16 protein-coding genes and 2 pseudogenes are annotated in these 22319 nt (G+C 57.2%); 4 read left to right on the forward strand and 14 right to left on the reverse strand.

What is annotated here, in order from left to right; genetic code table 11:
* Positions 1–52 precede the first annotated feature (52 nt).
* Together NL154_RS29085 and NL154_RS29090 are read left to right on the forward strand one after the other, a co-directional pair.
* Positions 53–1236 (forward strand): IS3 family transposase gene (locus NL154_RS29085; protein WP_434734537.1). Its coding sequence is split into 2 segments (ribosomal slippage): positions 53–305 and positions 305–1236, totalling 1185 coding nucleotides; the frame shifts between segments, so codons are not numbered across the junction.
* A gap of 17 nt (positions 1237–1253) precedes the next feature.
* A pseudogene (locus tag NL154_RS29090) lies at positions 1254–1850 on the forward strand (IS3 family transposase); the annotation flags it as partial.
* Positions 1851–2135: 285 nt separating this feature from the next.
* On the opposite strand, the gene NL154_RS29095 reads toward NL154_RS29090, so the two are convergent.
* From NL154_RS29095 to NL154_RS29105, 3 genes are all read right to left on the reverse strand, one after another.
* Positions 2136–2585: a protein rhiC gene (locus tag NL154_RS29095; RefSeq protein ID WP_430961189.1), complete on the reverse strand. Its 450-nt coding sequence runs from the start codon at positions 2583–2585 to the stop codon at positions 2136–2138.
* Between the two features lie 92 nt (positions 2586–2677).
* Complete coding sequence (locus NL154_RS29100; RefSeq protein WP_430961190.1) at positions 2678–3265, reverse strand: phage tail protein; 588 nt, start codon at positions 3263–3265, stop codon at positions 2678–2680.
* Positions 3266–3390: 125 nt separating this feature from the next.
* Complete coding sequence (locus NL154_RS29105) at positions 3391–4086, reverse strand: protein rhiA (protein WP_416068690.1); 696 nt, start codon at positions 4084–4086, stop codon at positions 3391–3393.
* A 338-nt stretch (positions 4087–4424) separates the two neighbouring features.
* On the opposite strand from NL154_RS29105, the gene NL154_RS29110 reads away from it, so the two are divergent.
* The gene (locus tag NL154_RS29110; protein ID WP_416068691.1) at positions 4425–4988 is read left to right on the forward strand and encodes an acyl-homoserine-lactone synthase; all 564 of its coding nucleotides are present in this window, start codon (positions 4425–4427) and stop codon (positions 4986–4988) included.
* 488 nt (positions 4989–5476) lie between these two features.
* Here the strand turns inward: NL154_RS29110 and NL154_RS29115 are convergent.
* Positions 5477–6154, reverse strand: a pseudogene (locus NL154_RS29115) (response regulator).
* A gap of 523 nt (positions 6155–6677) precedes the next feature.
* Here NL154_RS29115 and NL154_RS29120 point away from each other — a divergent pair.
* Positions 6678–7865 carry an IS701 family transposase gene (locus NL154_RS29120; protein WP_216755744.1) on the forward strand — a complete coding sequence of 396 codons (1188 nt, stop codon included), beginning with the start codon at positions 6678–6680 and terminating at the stop codon, positions 7863–7865.
* 188 nt (positions 7866–8053) lie between these two features.
* On the opposite strand, the gene NL154_RS29125 is transcribed toward NL154_RS29120, so the two are convergent.
* From NL154_RS29125 to tnpC, 10 genes are all read right to left on the reverse strand, one after another.
* Positions 8054–8996, reverse strand: a protein-coding gene (locus tag NL154_RS29125; protein ID WP_430961980.1) for an IS630 family transposase whose coding sequence is annotated in 2 segments (ribosomal slippage) — positions 8054–8659 and positions 8661–8996 — 942 coding nt in all. Because the reading frame shifts where the segments join, the coding sequence is not laid out codon by codon here.
* Positions 8997–9334: 338 nt separating this feature from the next.
* The gene (locus NL154_RS29130; protein WP_430961145.1) at positions 9335–9778 is read right to left on the reverse strand and encodes a pseudoazurin; all 444 of its coding nucleotides are present in this window, start codon (positions 9776–9778) and stop codon (positions 9335–9337) included.
* Positions 9779–10313: 535 nt separating this feature from the next.
* Positions 10314–10877, reverse strand: coding sequence for a CpaD family pilus assembly lipoprotein (locus tag NL154_RS29135; RefSeq protein WP_430961146.1), 564 nt, complete (start codon positions 10875–10877; stop codon positions 10314–10316).
* Positions 10874–12331 carry a type II and III secretion system protein family protein gene (locus tag NL154_RS29140; protein WP_430961147.1) on the reverse strand — a complete coding sequence of 486 codons (1458 nt, stop codon included), beginning with the start codon at positions 12329–12331 and terminating at the stop codon, positions 10874–10876. The genes NL154_RS29135 and NL154_RS29140 overlap by 4 nt, the downstream gene beginning before the upstream one ends.
* A 27-nt stretch (positions 12332–12358) precedes the next feature.
* Complete coding sequence (locus NL154_RS29145; RefSeq protein ID WP_430961148.1) at positions 12359–13045, reverse strand: response regulator; 687 nt, start codon at positions 13043–13045, stop codon at positions 12359–12361.
* Between the two features lie 1774 nt (positions 13046–14819).
* Entirely contained in the window at positions 14820–15359 is a 540-nt protein-coding gene (locus NL154_RS29150; RefSeq protein ID WP_430961149.1) for a tetratricopeptide repeat protein, read from the reverse strand.
* 9 nt (positions 15360–15368) lie between these two features.
* The gene (gene sctV, locus NL154_RS29155; RefSeq protein WP_430961981.1) at positions 15369–17486 is read right to left on the reverse strand and encodes a type III secretion system export apparatus subunit SctV; all 2118 of its coding nucleotides are present in this window, start codon (positions 17484–17486) and stop codon (positions 15369–15371) included.
* A gap of 537 nt (positions 17487–18023) precedes the next feature.
* Positions 18024–18911: a SctD/MshK family protein gene (locus NL154_RS29160; RefSeq protein WP_434734543.1), complete on the reverse strand. Its 888-nt coding sequence runs from the start codon at positions 18909–18911 to the stop codon at positions 18024–18026.
* 1463 nt (positions 18912–20374) lie between these two features.
* Positions 20375–20650 carry a hypothetical protein gene (locus NL154_RS29165; protein WP_430961152.1) on the reverse strand — a complete coding sequence of 92 codons (276 nt, stop codon included), beginning with the start codon at positions 20648–20650 and terminating at the stop codon, positions 20375–20377.
* A gap of 18 nt (positions 20651–20668) precedes the next feature.
* A protein-coding gene (gene tnpC, locus NL154_RS29170) for an IS66 family transposase (protein ID WP_430961982.1) occupies positions 20669–22307 on the reverse strand; the annotation gives its coding sequence in 2 pieces (ribosomal slippage) (positions 20669–21841 and positions 21843–22307; 1638 coding nt in all).
* Between the last annotated feature and the right edge of the window lie 12 nt (positions 22308–22319).

Below are 22319 nucleotides of genomic sequence, written 5' to 3' on the forward strand. Positions count from 1 at the left end.
CTAACCAAAACTGGTCCAGTTTGAAGGGTTCAGATCAATTGAGGACGGACACATGAAGAAGCAGAGATTTACAGAAGAGCAGATTATTTTGGTGCTGAAGGAGCAGGAGGCGGGCGCGAAGGTGGCCGACTTGTGCCGCAAGCACGGGATTTCAGACGCGACCTTTTATAACTGGAAAGCCAAATACGGCGGCATGGAAGTCTCCGAGGCGAAGCGACTGAAGGCGCTCGAAGAGGAGAATGCCAAGCTGAAGAAACTGCTGGCCGAACAGATGCTGGATGTGGCCGCACTCCGCGAGCTTCTCGCAAAAAAATGGTAGGGCCTGCCGCCAAGCGTGACGCCGTTGCGCATCTGAGGGACATTATGGGTCTTTCGGAACGGCGGGCCTGCCAGATTGTGTCGGCTGATCGCAAGATGATCCGCTATCGGTCCTGCCGACCGCCGGAGGTCGAATTGCGAACGAAGCTGCGCGATCTGGCCAATGAGCGGCGGCGTTTCGGATACAGACGACTGTTCATTTTGCTTCGGCGTGATGGAGAGCTGTCCGGCGTCAACCGCATCTACCGGCTGTATCGGGAGGAAGGCCTTTCCGTTCGCAAGCGCAAAGCCAGACGGCGTGCCGTGGGTACGCGTGCGCCGATCCTGGTCGAAGCCAAGGCTAATGCCCGCTGGTCTCTGGATTTTGTCCACGACCAGTTCGCCTGCGGACGACGATTTCGGGTGCTCAATATCGTCGATGACGTGACACGTGAATGTCTGGCGGCAATCCCCGATACATCAATCTCGGGACGTCGCGTTGCCCGAGAGCTGACAGCACTCATCGAACGACGCGGCAAGCCCGGCATGATCGTTTCCGACAACGGCACGGAACTCACCTCGAATGCGATCCTCGCGAAGGACCACAAGGTCGAGTGGCACTATATCGCGCCGGGAAAGCCTATGCAGAACGGCTATGTTGAGTCCTTCAATGGCCGGATGCGCGACGAGTTGCTCAACGAAAGTCTGTTCTTCGGCCTCGATCATGCTCGTAGTGCCATTGCCGAATGGGCCGACGATTATAACAATTTCCGGCCACACTCGTCGCTCGGATACCAAACCCCGGCAGTCTATGCCGGGACCATCGCCGCAACCGGCTCCAACGCTGCGCAAGATGAAAGCTACGCGTTTCCGCCGGTTGCTACCAACGCGCCATTCGGCGTATCAGAAAACGCTGGACCTCTAATCGCAGCCGGATGAAAGTTCAGTGGCAGGTCACAATCCGCACGACGATCCCGGACAAGACGGCTCCCAGCCCGCTCGATCGGGTGAACCGCCAGTTCAAGGCTCCTGCGCCGAACAGGCTCTGGGTTTCCGATTTCACCTATGTGGCCACCTGGCAGGGTTTCGTCTACGTAGCTTTCGTCATCGACGCCTTCGCCCGCCGCATCGTTGGCTGGCGGGTGAGCCGGACGGCGCATGCCGGTTTCGTCCTCGATGCTTTGGAACAGGCGCTGCATGAGCGGCGTCCCGTTCATGGCGGCGGCCTGATTCACCACTCGGACAGGGGCGTTCAATACGTGTCGATCAAGTATTCGGAGCGACTGGCCGAGGCAGGCATCGAGCCTTCCGTCGGAAGCGTTGGCGACAGCTACGACAACGCGCTCGCCGAGACGATCAACGGTCTCTACAAGGCCGAGGTCATTCATCGGCGCGGACCATGGCGGAGCTTCGAAGCGGTTGAATTCGCCACCCTGGAATGGGTCGACTGGTTCAACCATCGACGGCTTCTGGAGCCCATCGGCAACATCCCGCCAGCCGAAGCCGAAGAGCAGTATTATGCCATGCTGGACGAACCAGCCATGGCTGCATAACTTAAACCAAACGGCCTTCGGCAAACCCGGCGCGGTTCACACTATATGGAGTGACGCTTAGTTTTGACGCTATCAGTGAATCTGTGCGCAATTGATGGAGCAAGTTCCGGGCTGGCCTATATTAAACGGCGAGTAGATGCCGACTCCTCTGAGGTGGATCCGCCTACTAAGGACCAGAGCAAACAGGAGTTCAGTTGCCTGTCGGATCAGGGCACATCCACACTACTAGGAGACAGGATGTGCCCGGACGCTGTTGCGTGCCGCGCGGGGTTCGCGAGTTATTGCTTATCGCCAGACGGCACCTCTAAATTGGCCCGTTGCATCCTTCGGAGTGATGCCGGAGAGATCGCAGTGGTTGGCATTATCCGGTCGCGAGGCTTGAATGAGTCTCGCGCTCTTAACCGGTGCCTGGATCATGCAATAGGCGTTGAACCGTGCGGGCAGTCCAAGCAGTGTATTGGCAAGATTGCCGTTTGGCCTGCAGTTGACGCTTGCCCCTTCCATGCGCCCAGACGGATCCACAGGCTCACCGCTGAAGTCGCATGTCTTGCCTGTTGGCGTGCCCGGAGCACCGACCGGGCCGGCGAGTGTGACGCCGCGTATAACCACTCCCGTGGTCACGGGATTTACGCCGATCTTTGCCTTGTGATGGTCTGCTGCTGCGACTGTCTGCGCTGCGGTGACGGCCAGCCCAAAAACCCAAGCGAATCCTAGCATTCTTACTGTCGGAAACATTACAATTTCTCCTCTTTACGGATCGGTCGAATGCGATCCATTGCCACTTACGCTTCGTGAAAAGGAAAGACTTAGTGAAGTCTTATCGCGATTTACCGAAACTTGATGAGGTAATTGACGGCAACATTCCTGGGGCGCGTTTCAGAAGCTGTACGCGCGGGGGATTCCGGTGAGCCTGTAGACTTGCTGGAAATGGATGTTCCCGCGGCACTCCCCTGCTGCGAAATTCCCGACGGCGTCGTCACCCCGTAGGAATGCGAATGGGTCTGCATTGCATCGCACTGAAGCGACCCAACAATGTTTGAGACATTGTTGCCGGTCGGATCCAGTCGCTGTTTTGCATCAGGGTCTATTCCCGCGCCGGCATCAAAGCCACGTAGGAACAGCCCGCGATAGTCCGGGATACGAAACTCCAGACCCGTCCCCGAATTCCGTTCTCCATAGAGACCCCCGATCACGGAATAGAGTTCCGGATAGGCGAGCGTACTAAGATAGCGCCCGTCGCAAAGCATCCAGCCCTGAGCCTCGACGTAGTTGAGAGGAGCGTTGGCCTTTGTTCCCGCCGTTGCGCCCGAGCTTGCGCAGGCCGCATTTGCCCAGATCGTGTTCTGCGAACCCGACACCGGATCGACTTGGCCTGCAAAAGGGCACACAGTACCGATAGGGGGTCCTGAGAACATTGTTCCGTCCTTTGATTAAGATGCTTGTTCGGAAGCGAGTGCCTACGCCAATTGCATCAGGAGCTGGCACTCCCTTCCCTGGGGCTCCGTCCAATTTACGGAGCGACACCTAACCGCAGCGGCCGTCAGGCCGGACTGATATCCCAGGTATTGGTTTCATCCAGAACCCCTACAAGATTGAACACAGCGGAGGGAAATTTGGCCTCCTTTGTTTGGGTAATGGTGTCGATGCTGAGAACTGTGCCGACTTTGACATTCGTTCCTGCGGCGATCCAATAGCTCGGAGTCGGCGTAAAGGTGTGTTGCAGATTGGTACCTGCTTGAACGACATACGTTCCCGTTCCGGACATTCCGATGCCGACTGAGAACCGACTGTTTGGGACAGTTGAGTCGTCGTTGATGAGTAGGGATCCGGAAGGCGGACCCTTGACCGAATTGGAGAGGCCGGGGCCACCCTTCAAGGAAAACGTTGTCGTGTTCTGACCGTCGGGGCTGCAGTCCTGAACGCCGGAAGCGAGAAAATCCACCCCGGCTATCAGTTCCCCAGTGTCGCTCCAGACGAAATTATATGCGATTTCCCAGGTAAACTTGATCTGGTTCCCGACGCGGATCTGGTACGGAGAGCAAAACCAAGCCAAGGAGAAAACGTCGGCGGACGGCTGCGGCATTTTTTGATATACGTAGAAGGTCCATGGCTGGGCCGATTGGTTCTTGAGTAGCAGAGAGTATTGCGTGCCCTGGGCGAGCGCTGCACTTGCGGACTGCGATGCACGAGCTTGATCGGTTATTTCTTTGTTGGCATAACTGACGTGCAAGGTCATTTCATTGTCCTTTCTGTGTGGATTGTCCGTTTGACGCTGGGCCGATCAAGTCGGCTCCATATAAATTGACATTAGCGCGTCACTCGACTTCAACTCTGTCGAGCGCTCATTCTCTGTAGCCACAAGCTATTTGCTATAATCATTGCTGCATGAGGTAAATGAGTAGATTTACTCTCTGGCGGCTTACAGCATCGTAAGCCCAGATTTCATCTGGTGGACGCTCATGCAGGCTACGTTGTCGGTCGTGCAAAATTCATCAGACTCTGAAACTGAGTAGTTCTACTCATTTTTCAGCGGAAAGAGATCATACACACTGACTTCCGATGTGAGGTGGAGCGATGATCAAGATTTGCATTGGGCAGTCGGATGCGAACAGTGCCTTGATGGAGGAAATCTGGCGATTCCGGCATCAACAGTTCGTCGAACGACGGGGCTGGGAAGCACTGCGTAAGAGTGATGGGCGAGAAATCGATCAATTTGATCACGACAGCGCGATACATTTTGCGCTCCTCAAGAACGATACGATAATAGGGTATTCTCGATTACTTCCTACTATTCAGCCGCACCTTCTTTCAAACGTTTATCCCCAGATCATGAAAGGTCGGAACTGGCCACGCTCGCATGATGTTTTCGAATGGACGCGATGTGCCGTCACAGATGCGAAGGAGATGATTGACGGCGTTTCCGCGTCACGCGTCCTGATGGTTGGGGTGCTGGAATTCTGCCGTGCCGCCGGCATTTCATCGCTCATCGCACAAACGCACCCGAAGCTGATAAACTCACTCCTCGCTAGCGGTTGGCAAGCTCAGATGCTCTCAGAGGTCACAGTTTTCGATAATCAATTGATCGTGCCGATTGAAGTCAAACCGTCCCCATCGCAACAAACGCTGTTGGCGACTTGAGACGGCCGCGACTGCATTTTGCAGAAACTCACCTCCATGGAGGCAGCCTGCAATGTCCTTGCGCGCCGGGCGTAGCAGATCGCCTCCCTTCAGCGAAAGAGGAGGTTCGCACGCTCCGCAAGCCCCATGCTGCGCCCAAAGCTGCTGCTGTGACGTCTGTCAGTCCAATCGCGAAGTAGACCCGCGCCCAGGAAAGAAAACTGCAGCGGCGAAGGCGCAGCCAAGCGGCCACGCGAGGTTGAATCGGCACCGCTTGAGGTCGATGCCTTTACTGATCTGTTGAAGCTCGAAGAAGAAAATCAGAAGCTTCGCAAAGCCCTCGACGATCTCTAGGCGCGCCAGTGGAAAGTGCCGGTCGGCTTACCGGGGGCGGCCGTGCTCGACGCGGCTTGATCGCCATCGAGCAATCACAGCTAAGCGAGAAAGCGGCCCGCACTAGGCCCATACACGGGAGTTGCGGAGCCGCCATTGGCTTTGATACCAAAAGATCAATCCAGCTTAGCAGTGAAGACGTAGCCCACGCCGCGCACGGCTTTGATGAATTGCGGCCTCTTCGGATCAGTCTCGATCTTTCGCGCAGCCGGACAATTTGGGCATCAATCGTCCGATCGAAAGCTTAGGTCTCGGCCCCTGGTTAAAGCCACCAGCAGGTCGCGGCCGAGAACCCCGCCCGTATGCCGAACAAAGATCGTCAGCGTCTCGAATTCGCCGGTGGTCAGTTCTACCTCCGCACCCTCGGGTCGAGTAGCTGGCGGCGATTGAGATTGAGCTTCCAACCCGCGAAACCGATGACTTGGTCGCTGACGGGCTCGGCATTGCGTGCCGACGATTGCCGCTGACGCAGGATCGACTTCAAACGCGTGGACTTCCCGGAGGTGGAAGGGTTTCGTCATGTAATCGTCCGAGCATGTCAGCATAATAATCGGGACATCGGACTGGGCGCAAATTTCGCCGGCCAGATCAAAGCCGTCCGAATCGCCGGGAAGGACGAGATCGAGCAGGATGGCATCGAAATTCTGATGACGCAGATATACCCGCATCTCGATCCCGTCGGAGGCGGAAGACACAGCGTAACCCTCTTCTTCGAAATAGCGCGTCAACATCTTTCGAATGCGCGGATCGTCGTCGACGACGAGAAGATGTGCACCATGCCGAGGTATTGCCATCGTCCATCCATCACGCCAATGCCTGTTACAGACCGTTTCCCAACTTGGTGACGCCGCAATGCCACCCATGTTAAACATCGTGCGAAAAGCAGATCAATTGTCCCCATCCAAAAGCGGGGAGCAAAGACTGTGCCGCGGGAAGAGGATTTTCGCCCCGATCGGGAATCACCAATGTCGCGCTTTTCGGCTCGGCGTCCGCGGCGACGACTCTCAGACTTCAAAGTCGAGGGTCTTCTTCGGGCGCCGCCGCCGCAGTCGCTTACGGATCGATGGCGGCCGCTCGGACCGATTGCCCGCTCCGTTAAGTGCTGTTGATGCCAACAGTTCCGTTGGTCGCAGCCCTGGTTTCGTCACTTTCGGACCCGGACCAAGCAAAGAGGATCGAGTTCACGATCGGCAGAAATAACGATCCCGCCAACTTCTTCGATTGCTGCGCGGCGACAGTTCCATGTCAGCTAGTACTACAGTTGCGGTTTACCGGAAATCATGATTCACTTCCCGCATTTGGCGGGAGGGAAGTTCAATGTCGGTTGCGGGTTGGTCCGGGTCGGTTCTGGCGTGGCATCGTGAGCTCGATGCCTTGAAGGTGCGGTTGGGCTCGGTCTTTGGTCGCCGAGAATTGCGCGCATCGTGCGGTGCCTTTCTGGATGGGTTGTTGTCGGGAGTAGAGCGCAAGACTGGCTGGCTGATGGCGGAACAGGCAGGACTGGAGCGCCCTTATCGGATGCAATCGCTGCTGGGGCGCAGCCATTGGGATGCTGACGCATTGCGCGATACGGTTCGCGCTTATGCAATAGAGTCTCTCGGTGACGCGGACGGCGTTCTTGTGGTCGATGAGACCGGCTTCCTGAAGAAAGGCGCCCATTCAGTCGGTGTCGCACGACAATATTCCGGCACGGCCGGCCGGATCGAGAACTGTCAGATCGGTGTTTTCCTTGCCTATGCAAGCCGCTACGGTCAGACCCTGATCGATCGGCAACTTTATCTACCGAAGGAGTGGGCCGAGGATGAAGCCCGCCGTGCTTCGGCTCACGTCCCCCAGTCCCAAGCCTTCGCGACCAAACCGGCCATTGCAGCCAAGCTCATTGCCGATGCGCTGGATGCCGGCGTGCCTTGTGCCTGGGTATTGGCGGATGCGCTTTATGGTTCGGATTCCAAGCTGCGCCGGATGCTGGAAAGCCGTGGCCAGCCTTATGTTCTGGCAGTGCGCTCCAATCATTGCCTGCGCTTTGTGCGTGAGCAAGGGATCGAGCAGACCGATCCCGAAACGATGGCTGATGAGTTGAAACCGGAGGTTTGGCAGAGCCATGCAGCAGGCGAAGGTGCCAAGGGTCTTCGGCTTTATGATTGGGCCCGTATTCCTCTCAGCTCTCGCCCGGATCCACAATGGGAGCGCTGGCTTCTGATCCGGCGCAGCCGACGCGAACCCGATGCGCGCGCCTATTACTTTGTCTTTGCGCCCGCCGGTACCGAATTGAGCGAATTGGCGGGCGCTGCCGGGCTGCGTTGGACCGTGGAAGAATGCTTCCAGCGTGCGAAGGACGATCTCGGCCTGGATCATTGCGAAGCGCGATCCTGGCATGCTTGGAAGCGGCACATGACGCTCGTCATGGCAGCCGCTGCATTCCTCGCCAAACTCGGCGCCGATCTACGCCGCACCGCTGCTGGCAAACCGAACGAAACGAGTCCAAACCCGCCAATCGCCGCCTGACCAACACCATGGCCTTCGTGCCCAGCGTCGCAGAGATCCGCTATCTGATCAAACGCCTCCTGCTACAGCCCCCGATTAGAGTTCGCCTCATCTTGGCATGGTCACTCTGGCGACGCAGGCATCAAGCATCCGCAATGCTTTCTCACTACAAAGCAAGGCATCAAACGCAACTGTAGTACTAGAGCCTTTCATGTTTTGACGGAAGCATAGCCCGCATTTGAGAAGTAGTTGGCGCATTCCTCTGGCTTGATGGTGTCGGCGAGTAAGCCCAGATGGCGCCAGGTTTCCTCGCTGGTTCGCTTTTGGGCCTGGCGCATCCAGTGCTTGATCTTGGCGAAGGCTTGTTCGATCGGATTAAGGTCGGGGGAATATTTTGGCAGGAACCAGAGCCTGGCGCCGACGGCCCTGATGGCGTCGCGGATGGCTTTGTGAGAGCCGAGATTATCGAGGATGACGATGTCGCCAGGTTTGAGGGTCGGGATCAACTGCTGGCGGACATAGGCGTGAAAGCATTCGCCATTGATGGGACCGTCGAAGACGCAGGGCGCAGTGAGCTTGTCGCAGCGTAGGGCGCCGAGGAAGGTGAGGGTGCGCCAGCGGCCATGCGGGGCAAAGCCGCGCAATCTTTTGCCCCTCGGCCCCCAGCCGCGTAACGGCGCCATGTTGGTGCGGATCCAGGTCTCGTCGATAAAGACGAGCCGCTTCGGATCGAAGCGGTCTTGCCAGGCTTTCCAGCGGGCTCTGCGCCGGGCAATGTCGGCGCGGCCCTGCTCAAGGGCGAACAGTGTTTTTTTTAAAGCTCAAGCCCTCGCGGCGCATGAACTGCCAGATGGCATTGTGGGAGACGCTCACGCCGCGGGCGGCCAACTCATCCTTCAGCCGATGTAGCGTCAGATGCGATGTCTGCTCGATCTGCTCGACGATGAAGGCGCGGTGCGGCTCCAGCACACGTCGGCGATGGCCGCCCATCTTGCCCGGTGACACACTGCCGGTGGCCCGATAACGCTGTGACCACTTCACCACGGATGAGACAGCTATGTCGAACCGCTCCGCCACCACCCGGCAGCTCTGACCGTCCACAACCGCTGCAACGACTCGCTCGCGAAGATCATTCGAATAGGGTCGCGTCATGGATGCTGGCCTCCATTCCAGCATCCAGCATGAATCACAAATCTGCTGATTTGGGAATCCAGAACCGATTCCGATAAGCAATGATCCGCTCTAAATGGAGGGCTTTCGGTCGGCTTTTTGACGATGGCCAGGAATGGTGACGACCGGCGTGTTCACACCGTCGCAAATGCGGTCGAGGCAGTCTTCAGAACGCTGGGGCCCGGATCGACGGGCCTTCCATCAATCAACCTATTAGAGCCCAGACAAGAATTCAGGAAATAGAGAATTTGCGCTTCTGGCTCATCTTACAGCCGGTGGCGGATGGCAGGCGAGCGCCGCCATCCGCAGTGCCGATATAATTACTGCGTGATCTGCGCAAGGTCGGCATCGAGCCGCTTGCGCACCATATTCGGCACTTTCGCGTTCTTGATCACGTCGAGGCTGGCCGGGTTATCGCCAACCTGGATCAGCGCGACCATACCCATGCCGACATGCGGAGTGCATTTCAGCACGTAAGCGCCCGGAACATCGAACTTCGTCTGGTACTGCTCGCTCGACTTGGACTTAAATTCAGGGACGCCGTCGGGAATGAGGCCCTTGAAGGTCTCGACATTGTGGCCCTTGTCCTTTGGAATGAAGGTTACGGTGTCGCCGGGAGCGATCTTGAGGAAGCCCGGCTCGAACACCATTGCGCCATCCGCACCTTTGTTCAGCATCTGAATCTGATGGTCGGCCGCCATCGACGGCGCGGCCGAAGCAATCAAGACTGCCGTAGCAGCGATCGGACAGAATTTCAAACGCATTGCATGTCTCCTGTTTCTCAAGTCGGTTTAGCCCCTTGAACACCTTTTAAGACATGCTGCGCCCGCTTCTTTGATGCTCGTCAAATCGAGAGGAAAAGCAGCCGGAGGATGATATTTGTCAGCGACCGGGCGGGCCATGCTAAAGGGTAGGGAACCGAAGCACCAGGAACAATTATCCTTCTTCCCATTACGGCAAGCGTTTTCGCGCGTCTCATCTTGCGGTCGCGCATGGCGTCAAACTCGCCTCGGCGACATGGGCGCTCAACCTTGCTATTCGGCTCTCGGGCACTGGATCGGCTTCTGGCGCGGCTGTGGAAGTCCGGCTGTCGGTCTTAACTACTTTGCAGTATCTCGAGGGGCTGATCATCGGACTGACGATGATTCCTCCCGTACAGCAGTCATCGGCGACAACACCGGTCGCCCATTCGTTGGGGAAGTTGAAGCTGCGACAGTAATGGTCAAGGACGCTGTTAGTCACTTGCCGGTAGAGGTTCATGTCTTCAAACGCAGGTCAGCTCCCGGCATTAGCCGCGGGTTATTCTTCATTTTTGTCTGCCGTGAATGTCCTGTATTTGGCAACTGGTATGGCCGCGCGCTCGCCGTTGCTTGCCTTGATAACTTGATTGCCGAACAAATCCCGCGGATCGTTGACCATCACCGCGAGGTTATGGCGCGTCGAACAGCCCAGCGGCTGGTCAACGTCATTGGGCAAAGTGCTGGACAATGACGGGCAGTCAGAAGGTCTCGCATCATAGACGATCGCCTCTATTCGCGCTGAATGGCCGCCCTCGTGTTGGTTAAACAACTGAATATTGGAAGCGTAGATGCCCATCTGTTTTGCCTGATGCACTGCCTCTGTGCTGAGCGGGGGCGACCCGCTGATTAGCAGATGAAGTGCGTCGCGCCGACCACCGCTGGCCCTCCCAAGGAAAATACGCAAGCGCTGCAGTTCGGAGGCGCGAAGGCTCTCTAGAATCAAGACGCTGGTCTCCTGCTGGATTATGATGGGTGTCGATGGCTCGACATGGATCGGCGGGCTTGCGCAGCCACTCAGGCTTGCTGTTAGAGCGGCTAGGTGAACTTTGACCCGGAACGTCATTCGATGATAAAGCCGACACTGCTCTTGCCGCTTGGCATGCCAGTGCGGCCAGTAGCGCGGCTCCGCGGCAGACGTAGCGAATTCGATCCAGTGGCCCCCCCATCCAAGGGCGACGCCATCGTGGGTGCGCTCATCTGGTCCGGGTTTGACCCTGGTCTGACGATGTAAGGAGTGACCAGAATAACCAATTCCGACTCCTCTTTTTGAAACGACGACGAACGGAATAGGACGCCAAGGATCGGCACCTGACCGAGTCCGGGAAATGCACTGATATCATTGGTTACGGTATGCCTGATGAGCCCACCAATTGCAAAGCTCTGCCCACTGGCGAGTTCAACGACTGTATCGGCTCGGCGGGTAGAAATTGCGGGCACGGAAATTCCGCTGAATTGAACGGCACCTTGTGACGTGAGTTCACTGACTTCCGGCTTTACGCGAATATTTATCTGGTTGTTGCTGAGAACGGTGGGTAGGAATTCCAGGCTAACGCCGAAGCGACGAAATTCAATTGAGACTTGCCCATTTTCCTGTGGGACAGGAACGGGGAATTCCCCGCCAGCGAGGAAGCTGGCGGTTTCGCCGGACATCGCAGTGAGATTCGGTTCCGCCAAGATGGAAGCGACGTGCTCCTTGGCCAGCGCGTCGAGAACCCCGCCGATGTTGATATTACCATCATTGTATCCAATTTCTGCTGTACCACCACCACTAGCGGCACCAGAGCTGGCGCCTCTACCGCCGCCGCCTAACAAACCCACCTTGAAACTTCCGATTTGCCCGAGGGCCGACAGGTTAATCCCAAGCTCCTTCATCGCGCCACGGGAGACCTCCGCTACCCGCACACTGAGATTCACCTGCAGCGACCCTGCGACCTTGATCTTATTGACCACCTGCGCACCGTCACCGAGGAATTGCTCGGTAATTCTTTTCGCAGTGTCGACTGCTTCGGCATCGGGCGCTGTACCACTAAGAATCGCGCCGCGCGGGGTGTACTTGACACGGATCGGATAGTCTCCGACCTGATCCCTCAACATGGCTCGCAGCTCGCCGATTGGATCCGTAACGATGATCTGCATCTGGGCGAGAGCCACGCCTCTGTCGTTCAAGGCGAACAGGGTAGTCCGCCCGGGTTTCTTGCCAAAGACGAAGATGGTTTCGCTCGAGGGTGCCTGGTAGTCCGCAATCGTCGGGTCGGCAACAAAGATCGTCGCGGCTGGCGCGGGGAGACGGACTGTCTGGCCGAGCGAAGAGGAGAGGTTTAGCGTGGCATTGATACTACTGGAAGTGGCACGCAGCGCCCCTTCATCCCCGCTGCTTTGGGCCGCGGTAGAAAGCGGAGATAACAGCATGAGCGCGCAGATGAGAGGGCCCAAGTAAAGACGACTAGGGGGCCTCGGTCCTTCGATGAGAGCCAGCGGCCGATGGGTGTCAGGATGACGAATTGGAACAATATTCAAGGCAGTCTTTCTTTCATATTCGACCAATCATGCTGATACCGCGCCAGGCAATTCAAGAATGTAGCCAATGCCGCGGACAGTCTTTATCTGTGGCGTCGCACCTGACCTACTCAGATGTCCACGTAAGCGATAAATCCCGACTTCGAGCGCGTTGGTAGTCACCTCCTCGTTGAACGAATAGAGGTGACCTTCCAGCTGCGCACGCGGCACGATGCGGCCGGCACGCTTAAGTAGATGCTCAAGAATACATAGCTCCCGACGTGCGATCGTCAGCCGATCACCTGCAACGGTAAGCGCTCGACTGATTGGGTCGAAGTTGAGATTTCCAAATACAAGGATGGGATCGGTCAACTGTATCGCCCGGCGCTGAATGGCCCGCATTCTAGCGATGAGCTCAACAGGAGAGACGGGCTTGCGCAGGAAATCGTCCGCGCCACCATTGAAAGAGGCAATTCGCTTCTCGCGATCGTCGAAGCAGCTCATAACGACGGCGGGAACTGAGTGGCCCTCGCTTCTTAGTTGCTTCAACCAGCCTAAGCCGTCGCCATCGGGCAGAACCAACTCCAGCAGGAGAATTTCATAGCTCGCACAATGAAATGCATACGAGGCCTCCTCGAGAGTGCAAGCTACATCAACGGCAAACCCGCTATCCGCGAGCGCAGCAAGTACCGCGCGTGCAAGTTCCGCATGATGATCAACGAGTAGCGTTCGCATTTCGCCTCATAATAAAACTTGAAGAATCGGAGCAGGTCGCCGCCGGCTATTGAGCTAAGGTGACAGCAGAATTCACGCAACTCGTTGCCTTGGCACGAGCATGCAAACGCCGAAAAGCTCGCGGGCAGCAGCATGTGAAGACTATTGGATCGGAACCGTCGGTCGGCGGGCCCAAAACACTACCAACCTCGCTGATGATTTTTTCTAGCATCAATTCTCCTCAGTGCGGCCCAAGGTCTACGAGCTCCGGCATTGTCCAGGTGCCCATCGTTCGGATGGCTGAAAGGGCTATCTTCGAGAAGCGGTTTAGAAAAATCCATTCTTTCAATCAGTTACATTCAGGGGGTGGATGCATGCCGCAGGCTCTATCCCAGCGTGAGCTGCTGTCCACACGCTGCTCGGGGCTGTACGCCAGCCTTCTGGTCAGCGGGATCGATCCCGACGGGATGCGGCTGCTGGTCGAAACCGGCCGAACGGAAAGGGCTATTTGGAGGCCGGGCGAAAAAATCGTCCGCAACAGCGCGCCATACCGTCGCCGGCAATACGAAAGCCATTCGCCCCATGGCAACGGGCATTGTTGCTTAACGACCGGCACTTGGCGCGTGGCTTGGCCTAGTGCTGTATCAGCAATTAAGTCCGTCTATTCGACGCAAACGCGATGAACATATTTGCGCAGGTTAGGCACGCGCGCAGTTCCGGGATTGTCGGCGAGCAAAGCAAGATCCGCCAAACCTTTAGCCGCAAGTTAAGGCACGGGCGACGTCGCGGCGGTCTGACCAATAAAGCGGGACTTCTCTCGCCCATGCTCTGAGCAAACTGGGCCGCACGCGCGTCATCGTGCGGAAGTTTGCCTGGCTCCGCATTGTACTCCATCAGGCCACGCTACAGTTGCACACCGGCTGGCTAATCGATACCACGATCATGCACCTGCAATCGCAGATCGCTCCCGTGCAAGTCAAGACGAGCCCGCAGGCGAACGGGTTCGAAGCACCCGTCGGGGAAATCCTCTCGCGTCAGAACGGGCATGTTCGTCCGCTGGCAACCTCCATAGACGACGTTTTCCCGGCATTCATCTCGACGGACGAAGCTGTAATGTTGAGCAAGGGGGCGGCAGCTCGAGCCAGAGCGCTGCGCCGATTTGGAAGGGGTCTTAGAGAGGCTATCGGAGTTTGCGTCGGTGTCGCACGGTCTGCTCGCAAAGCTAAGCGACCACCGAACAACTGCCGACCTCCATTAGATCTGTTGGGCCAGATCGAAGACGGTGCGTGGATCACTGCGGAGAGGTCGTCCACCTCCTAGAACTGCAGCCGGAGTTGCCAGCCATCGCTCCATGGCCGGCCTCGGCGGAGACCCTGGGCCAGCTACTCGCGCGCTTGGACGAACTTTTGCAGATCGATCTTGCTGATGAGCAAAGGACCGTCTTCCAAGCGCGTCAGTCGAAATCCCACGCGGGCGGGCCGATGCATGCCCGTCAGCTGACAACGCTGTATGACGCCGCCTTCACCGCCTATCACGTTAAGTCTAATGAAAAGCGGGGCTACAATCGGAAGCGGCAGGACGCTTGCGTTGCAATTACCGCGGCAAGCTTTCCACAGCGTTCACCCGCGTCATCCGTTTGCCCACACGGAGCACCGGCAAATGCTGGCTGCTCGACAAGGAAGGTAGTTTAGGCAAGCCGGTTTGGCAAAGAGCTAGTTGGCTTCTATCTGATAAATAAGGGCCCGTTTCAACCACTTTCGACATGCGCATCGAGGCTGTGCTGCGCACAGTTATGCTACGGTGCCAACGCACGTGGATCGGACTTCCCGTCTGTATCCAAGGACAGGTTCAAATTGTGTTGCAACATCTGATTGTCTGGCTCTGCTTTGAGAGCTTGCCGATATAGTACTTGTGCGGCGTCATGCCGGCCCTGAAGATCCAAGGCAACTCCTTTCGCGTTCAATACACGCAGATTACTTGGATCCGTAGCAAGCACTCCGTCGAGTACCTGAAGCGCCTCATGTTCTCGTTTCTGCGCCAGCAATATCTTGGTAAAACTGATTGCCGCATCAACATTATCTGGATGCTGCTTCAGATTGTGTAACGCTTGCTCTTCAGAAATCTTACCAACTGCGCTCAATATGCGTTCGCGCATTGCCGGGTCGATATGATTGGCGCCGAGCAACGCTGGGGGCGACGTCTCCTTCACCGAAAGAGCTGGCTTATTCCAGCTGGCGCAACCGCCGAGAGGCAGGATGGCGAGTACAGCGAAGAGGACTGAGTTCAATCGAAATGAAACTGATGTTGCAGCGACTGTATTCTTATGCGAAGTCATCTTCAGTTCTCACCTATCATCGAGGTCTTGGCTATCAACTTGCGGCAATGCGGAAATCGCGAGCCCCTGACGGTCCACTGTTGTTTCAAGGCGGAGCTTAACGGATCCGGCGGGCTGGATGGTGAAGTCGGGCGCGAGGTCCTGGTAAGACAGCACAGCAAGATCAATCTGATTTCGTGCGAGAAAGCCGCGGACGAAGCGTCGGATATCCGTTGCAGTTAATACGACAGGCCGGGTCTGATCAGGCGCTGTGCTGGATAGGATCTGACGCATCTGTGACAGTAGTGCTTCGCTTTGCCGATCCTCTAGGGCGAGGTAGGGCCCCGCAGCCGATTCCCGAACCGCGCTGCGCACCACATCCTCAGTCTCACGTTCGATGATGAACGCGGGCACGATTCCGTGTTCATTGGCATAGCGGTGACAGATCTGCCGCTTCATATCAGAACGAACGTACTCGGTGAGAAGGGCGACATTTTGCTCACGTTCGCTCCGTTCGGCCAATGCCTCCAAGACAACGCGGGTGTTGCGGATCGGGATACCTTCATCCAGCAGACGGCGCAGTACGTCGGCAATCCGAGGAATCGGTGTCGTGCGCAGCACCTCCTTTACCAGATCAGCATATTCCTGCTCCATCCGCCCCAACAATTGGCTGGTCTCCTGAATGCCGACCAAGCGCGGTGCATAGCGGGTTAACGCCCCTTGCACACGCAACGCGAGGAGTTCGCTGGGGCGATGATGTCGGATGCTGGCAGCCTTAAGAGCCTGCGCATGGCATTGTTCGACCCAGATTATGTCCTTTTCAGAATCTTGGCGAAAGGGGATGCCGCTCGACTGAATGTTCGCCCGATCGTCTTTAAGCATTAGCTGTGTCGAATCAATCAGATTCTGTTCTACCGGCACGCCCTCGATATCTATCCTGAATTTCGACTCGGGCAGCTGCTGATCGACCGCAACAGGGATGCGGGGAACAATGATGCCAAGATCGGCTGAGACCAATTGCGACACGCGTGCAATATGCTGTTTTAGTTCGACCTGGTCGATGGCTTGCATGACGTTCGGCGCAAGGAAGAGAGCGATTGGACATGCCTCCGCAGGCATCGTTTGGTTTTGAGGCTCCACTGGAGCTGCAGGTGTAGCATCGACACCGCCGGTGCCCAGCACATCACCCTTGAGAAGGCTTGCCGCGGCGAATACCGCGGCCAAGATAAAAAAGACGGGTAGAGGGAAGCCAGGAATGAACCCCATCGCAACCAAGACGGAAGCCGCCAACCGTAATGCTCGCCTGCTCGCCGTGAGTTGATTAACTATGTCGGTCCCAAGGTTGAGGCTCCCGGCCCCAGTTACACGAGTGACGATGGTCGCCGCGGTAATTGAGAGCAGCAGGGCCGGGATCTGCGAGATTAGCGCATCACCGATGGTGAGAAGGGTATAATGTCGCAGCACCTCGCCGAAGGGCATACCTTTCGAAAGCAAACCGATCGAAATCCCACCCAGCATGTTGATGAAAATAACGACGAGCCCGGCGATCGCGTCACCCTTCACGAACTTCATCGCGCCGTCCATAGCGCCGTAAAGTTGGCTTTCCTTCTCCAATGCGCCGCGCCGCCTGCGAGATTCGCTGGCATCTATATCGCCGTTCCTTAACTCTGCGTCGACCGCCATTTGCTTGCCCGGCAGGGCGTCGAGCGTGAAGCGGGCGGCCACTTCTGCTACGCGTTCAGCGCCCTTCGCGAGGACCATGAACTGCACCATGGTCACGACTAGGAATATGACGATACCTACGACGATATTGCCTGAGATTACGAAATCGCCGAACGTGTGGATGATGCTGCCCGCCTCGCCTTCGGCCAGGATCAATCGCGTCGTTGCGATGGTGAGCGCCAGACGGAAGACCGTGGAAATCAAGATGACGCCTGGCAAAGAAGAGAATTCAAGGGGTGTGCTGATATACAAAGCAACCATTAGCAGCAGTATGGCCAAACCCATATTGAAGCCAATCAGTGTGTCGATCACTGCGGTTGGTACTGGCATCACCATCATAGCCACTGCCACAAGCAGCATCAGCGCAACCATTAAGTCCGGGCTGGCCGGCGCGCGCTCGATGAGGTTACGAATGATATTACCCATGGAGGCCCCTTGTTATCGTTTGAGAATTGCTCTGCTTTTACGCAGCTTTCGAAGGTCCACCAGCGCATGGCGACGCTCGAGACTGAGACTGCGAAAGCGGTGGCCCCGGGTGTATACAGCGTGTCCAGGCCCGTCAGGCTCCACCGCCAACATCGGCCGTTACGAGCGCAGAGGCGAGAAGTCGCAGCAGTTGAACATCCCGAAAATGATCGGATGTAGGTGCCGCAACCGGGGCAAGTTTCCTGCGCTCTTTCCACATGCGAGGCAGACGTAAAAGAGGGAGCACAGGAAATCGCGCCTTGCCTGGGGATAAGCGCGCGACACCACCTGCTTCGGAGACCTTCGTCGTTCACGCTGGGTCCTGCGCCGCTATCGTCTCGCCCTTGATCAAGCTGGGGCCCGATCTGCTGGAGCTGGAGCACCCGCCGTAACGGGACAACAATTTATTCCTGCATTTCCGGATGATACCGAGTGCAACAGGGCAGGTGGGGCAGCTTGAGCATTGGAGTTCTCCTAAGCCTGCGAACCGGAAAGCACTTAATAGGGGAGAGAAGCAACGTGGCCATTCCGGCTCAGCAGCACGCGGCTGTCTTCGATCCGATCGATTGTCCATCCACCATCCAAAAGGGCGCCGACGAAGTACTTCTCTCCGTCAATAACAACATACGGCGAGGACCCGCGCCAAACCGCTTCAATCGCGATTGCCGACGGCGCCTTCTCCTCTTTGGTGATCACTTTATTGACCAGTGTTAGAGCTCCATTCGTGCGATGATCGAACCACTCCTGAACCTTCTGCCAACTGGTAGCCGATGCAGACGAGACGGTGCCTTCAGCTGTAACAACCCCCTTGGCCCAGTCGACCTTAATATTGAGCAGGCCCGCTCTAGCCGCTTCCAGTTGCAGATCTCTGGCCGCTGCAACAGCCATCTGATTGTCAGCGTTTTCAGTCAGCTTGGGTTTAGGGATAGCAGCAGGTGAATTGGCGCTCGATACATCGGCGCTAACGTAGTAGGAGAAAATCATTGAGAGCGCGCCGATCCCGACGGAGCCCAATAGTACGAAGGCCAGTATGCGGATCGAGAGGCGTGGTGTGTCGACTGATTCAGCGGGCGCTGCACCCTCTGCCGACCAGAGCATGGACATCGCGCCTACGTCGATCACGACCGGAAGAGGAAGCACAACACGCTCGCCGGCGGCAATATCCCCTTTGCCCTGAACGCTAATTCCGGCTGCGAGGGTTTCGACATCGATCGAATCTGCAAGAAAAGTGATGCGAAGATGTTGAGGCGCTAATCCTTGCTCGATAAAGATTATGTCGGCGTCGAGGCCACTACCGATTACTTTCGCTTCTGGATACAGTACACCGGTCAGCCCGCAATAGAGGCCTGACAGGACTTCGAAATGAAGAGAAATCGCGTCACTCAAGGATATTCTTCCAGACAAGGATAGAAGCCGCACGGCAATTGCCGTGCGACTCATTTCAGTTCCACATCGCGTTACCAAATGGTGCGATCGAGACTACGTAAGTCACGCTTCAAACATTATTGAACGCGCTCGTCGGCGACCTTCTTGACCGTCGAGAGTTGCGTTGTAACAGTGCGCAGCAACATACTCCTATTCGTAGCCTCGGTGCTAACCGCCGCCAGCTCCTCCATTTGAGCTTTGAACGCATCAGCCCCATCATTCTTGGCCTTTGTATTTGTAGAGCCCGCGGCGCCTGAACTACCTTTGCTACTATTAGACCCAATTTTACTTGACATATTGCTTTCCTTTCTTCAATTGTGCCGTCATCAACGACACGCCGGTTCCTGACGAGGACCATCTATCCAGCATCAGGTATCCTCTTCTGTCTCTGCCATAGCCTCCTCGGCATCAGCCATGACATCGTTCATGATAGTTAACGCTACGGCGTTGAGAGCCAGCTGAAAGGCTTCTTGTTGAGATGCAGCCCCGCCGTCGCCAGAATTGGGCGGAATGTCCGTGCGATCGTGCGCCCTTTCGGACCTCTTGGGGTCTGGCTGCGCGCTAGGATCGGCCGGTTTTTTATGATCAGGTGCGTGCGACGGTTGTCGGTTCGAACGTTCATGACCTCCTGTACGGGCCAAGAGAGCACCGAAGCTACTACTTCCATTTACTGCGACCATCAGGTACTCCGGCGTTTATCTTTATTTGTCAATGGGCGGCGATGCTGTCTTCTGCATCCACCTCCTCAAACTAAAGTCGTCACCTTTCGACAAGCTGACGAGCTTTAAAAAAATAGCGCCGTGATAGATCACGGCTGCGGGCGATCTGACGTCTCCTGTTGAAGCAGATTTCGATCTAACGTCACTTTCTCGCGGAAGTGTGGTGAGGGCGTGCGCTTCTACTGCAGACACCGGATCAAATGTCGTGATCTTTAAAAGCTTCAAAAATGGCCGGCTTCATCGGAATATGCGGGCGAGCGGCAGCCTCGGTGAGAAGTCGCCGCATGCCGAATGCATGCTGGTGAATCCATAACATCGACCAAGCGCTTTGTCGCTTAGGTGCTATATTGACACCGACCACCACGTTGCATAGAGCCGCGCTGAGATTGAAAGTGCCATCATAGGCTTTGCAGCCGTTCCACCTTGTCGGGTCCGTGCTCCGCTTCGGTCTTCTTGGTCGCCATCGGCGGACCAGCAGCTCACAGGCGTGCTCAGCATGCTCGGCCCCAGCATAGTCTCGCCGCGCAGTGCTGACAGACTGGCTGAAGCGCGACGGCGAACATTGCTGTCGTTGGACGCGCCGTGCGTTAGGGAGAGTTTCCGCTACTTAAGCCGCCGGCGGCGTGTCCTCACCCAATATTGTCTTCTTCCTGCTTCGTTAACCTGTGCCGGATCAAAGTATCCGTCCGGTGAGGACCGCGGGTATTACTGCTCCGAACCTTTGGCCTTTGTGACAGCCTTGGGCGGTGCGTCACCCATCTCTCTGCGGACGTTGATGATGTGCCGAAGATTATCGATGCCATCTTCCGTGAAGACAACGATGGGCTCGCTCAATTCTGAGGCTGGGAAGCTGTCGTAGGCGCTGAGTCGCCCGTCCTCGGAGAACATTCCGATGGAGCAGTCGTGGAGAAAGTCCTCGTCCTCCTCGAGCATTTCGGCCACGTATTTGAGCGTGTAGAGAGAAGTGTTGCGGTATCCCATTGTCGGTCCAATTTTCGGTCAGGCAGCCTTGTCGGCAGCCACTTTCGAAGAAGACCAGTTCCACGGCAACAACTGTTCGAGCTGTGCGATCGGCATGTCGGCGATGCGCGCGAGCACATCGGCGAGCCACGCCTGCGGATCGACATCGTTGAGCTTGGCGGTCATGATTAGCGTCGCCATGAAGCCGGCGCGATCGGCACCACGATCGGAGCCGGCAAAGAGCCACGACTTTCTGCCGAGGGCAAAGCCGCGCAGCGCCCGTTCGGCGGCGTTGTTGGTGAGGCAGATCCGGCCGTCACCGAGGAAGGTCGTGAAGCCGTCCCAGCGCTTCAGCATGTAATCGATCGGCTCGGTGACCGGTGAACTGCGCGACAGCTTTGTTCGCTCAGATCGAAGCCAGGCCTGAAGCGCATCAACGAGCGGACGGCTGTCCTTCTGACGTCGTTGCAGCCGCTCGTTGGCCGAAAGACCGTTAATGTCGCGCTCGATGTCGAAGAGAGCGTCGATGCGCTTGACCGCCTCCAGTGCAACCGGCGAGATCGCGGCAGCATTCTTGCCGCGTTTGGCGTTGCTGGCGATGTCGGCGAGCACGAAGAACTTGCGCCGAGAATGGGCCCAGCACAGCGCCTGCGTCAGCGGAACGGGATCGCGATCCACCTTGAACAATGGATTGTAGCCGCCATAGGCGTCGGCCTGCAGAATGCCGGTGAAGTTCTTCAAATGACGCTCGGGATGCTCCTGCCGCCGGTCGCGCGAGGCATAATAGAGCGCCGCCGGTGGCGATTGCCCGCCGAACGGCCGGTCATCTCTGACATAAGTCCAGATGCGACCCGTATCGGTCTTCCCCTTCGCCAGGATCGGCACGGTGGTGTCGTCGCCATGCAGCCGTTCGGCGGCCAGCACATGCGCTTCGATCAGCGCATGCACCGGCTTTAATGCCGCGGCGCAGGCCCCGACCTGATCGGCGAGCGTCGACAGGCTGAGGTCGATGCCCTCGCGGGCATAGCGTTCGCTCTGCCGGTTCAGCGGCTGGTGCTGACCAAACTTCTCGAACAGGATCATCGCCAAGAGGTTCGGTCCGGCAAAGCCGCGCGACGTCACGTGGAAGGGTGCCGGCGGCTGGGTGATCTTCTCGCATTCGCGGCAAGAGAACTTCTCGCGTACAGTCTGGATCACCTTCCACTGGCGCGGGGGACACCTCCAGCGTCTCGGTGATGTCTTCGCCCAGCTTCGCCAGCTTGGCAGAGCCGCAGCACGGGCAGTTTGATGGAGCGGCAAGGACGACGCGCTCGCGCGGCAGATGCTCGGGGAAAGGCTTGCGCGATGGACGCTTGCGCTCGAAGGCCCGGACCGCCGAGGAGCGCGCCGCCATCTCCGCCGCCAGTTCGTCTTCTCCAGCGTCGGCCTCCAACTCCTCGAGCTGCAGCTCCATCTGTTCGAGAAGCCGGGCCTTGCGCTCCGAGCGGCTGCCATGGATGTCGCGCGTCAGCTTCTCGATCTCCAGCCGGAGCCGGGCAATCAGTTTATCCGAATGCGAGTTCACTGCCTGGGCGCGAGCGGCGAGCGCCTCGGCTTCGCGGCGGGCAGCGCGCTCGGCGAGGATCATCGCATGTGCACTGGCAAGGTCGTCGGGAAGCTGATCAGCCGCATCGGTCATGGTGGGATGGAA

Origin of the sequence: Rhizobium sp. YTUHZ044, assembly GCF_051123975.1 — a bacterium.
Taxonomy (GTDB): Bacteria; Pseudomonadota; Alphaproteobacteria; order Rhizobiales; family Rhizobiaceae; genus Rhizobium.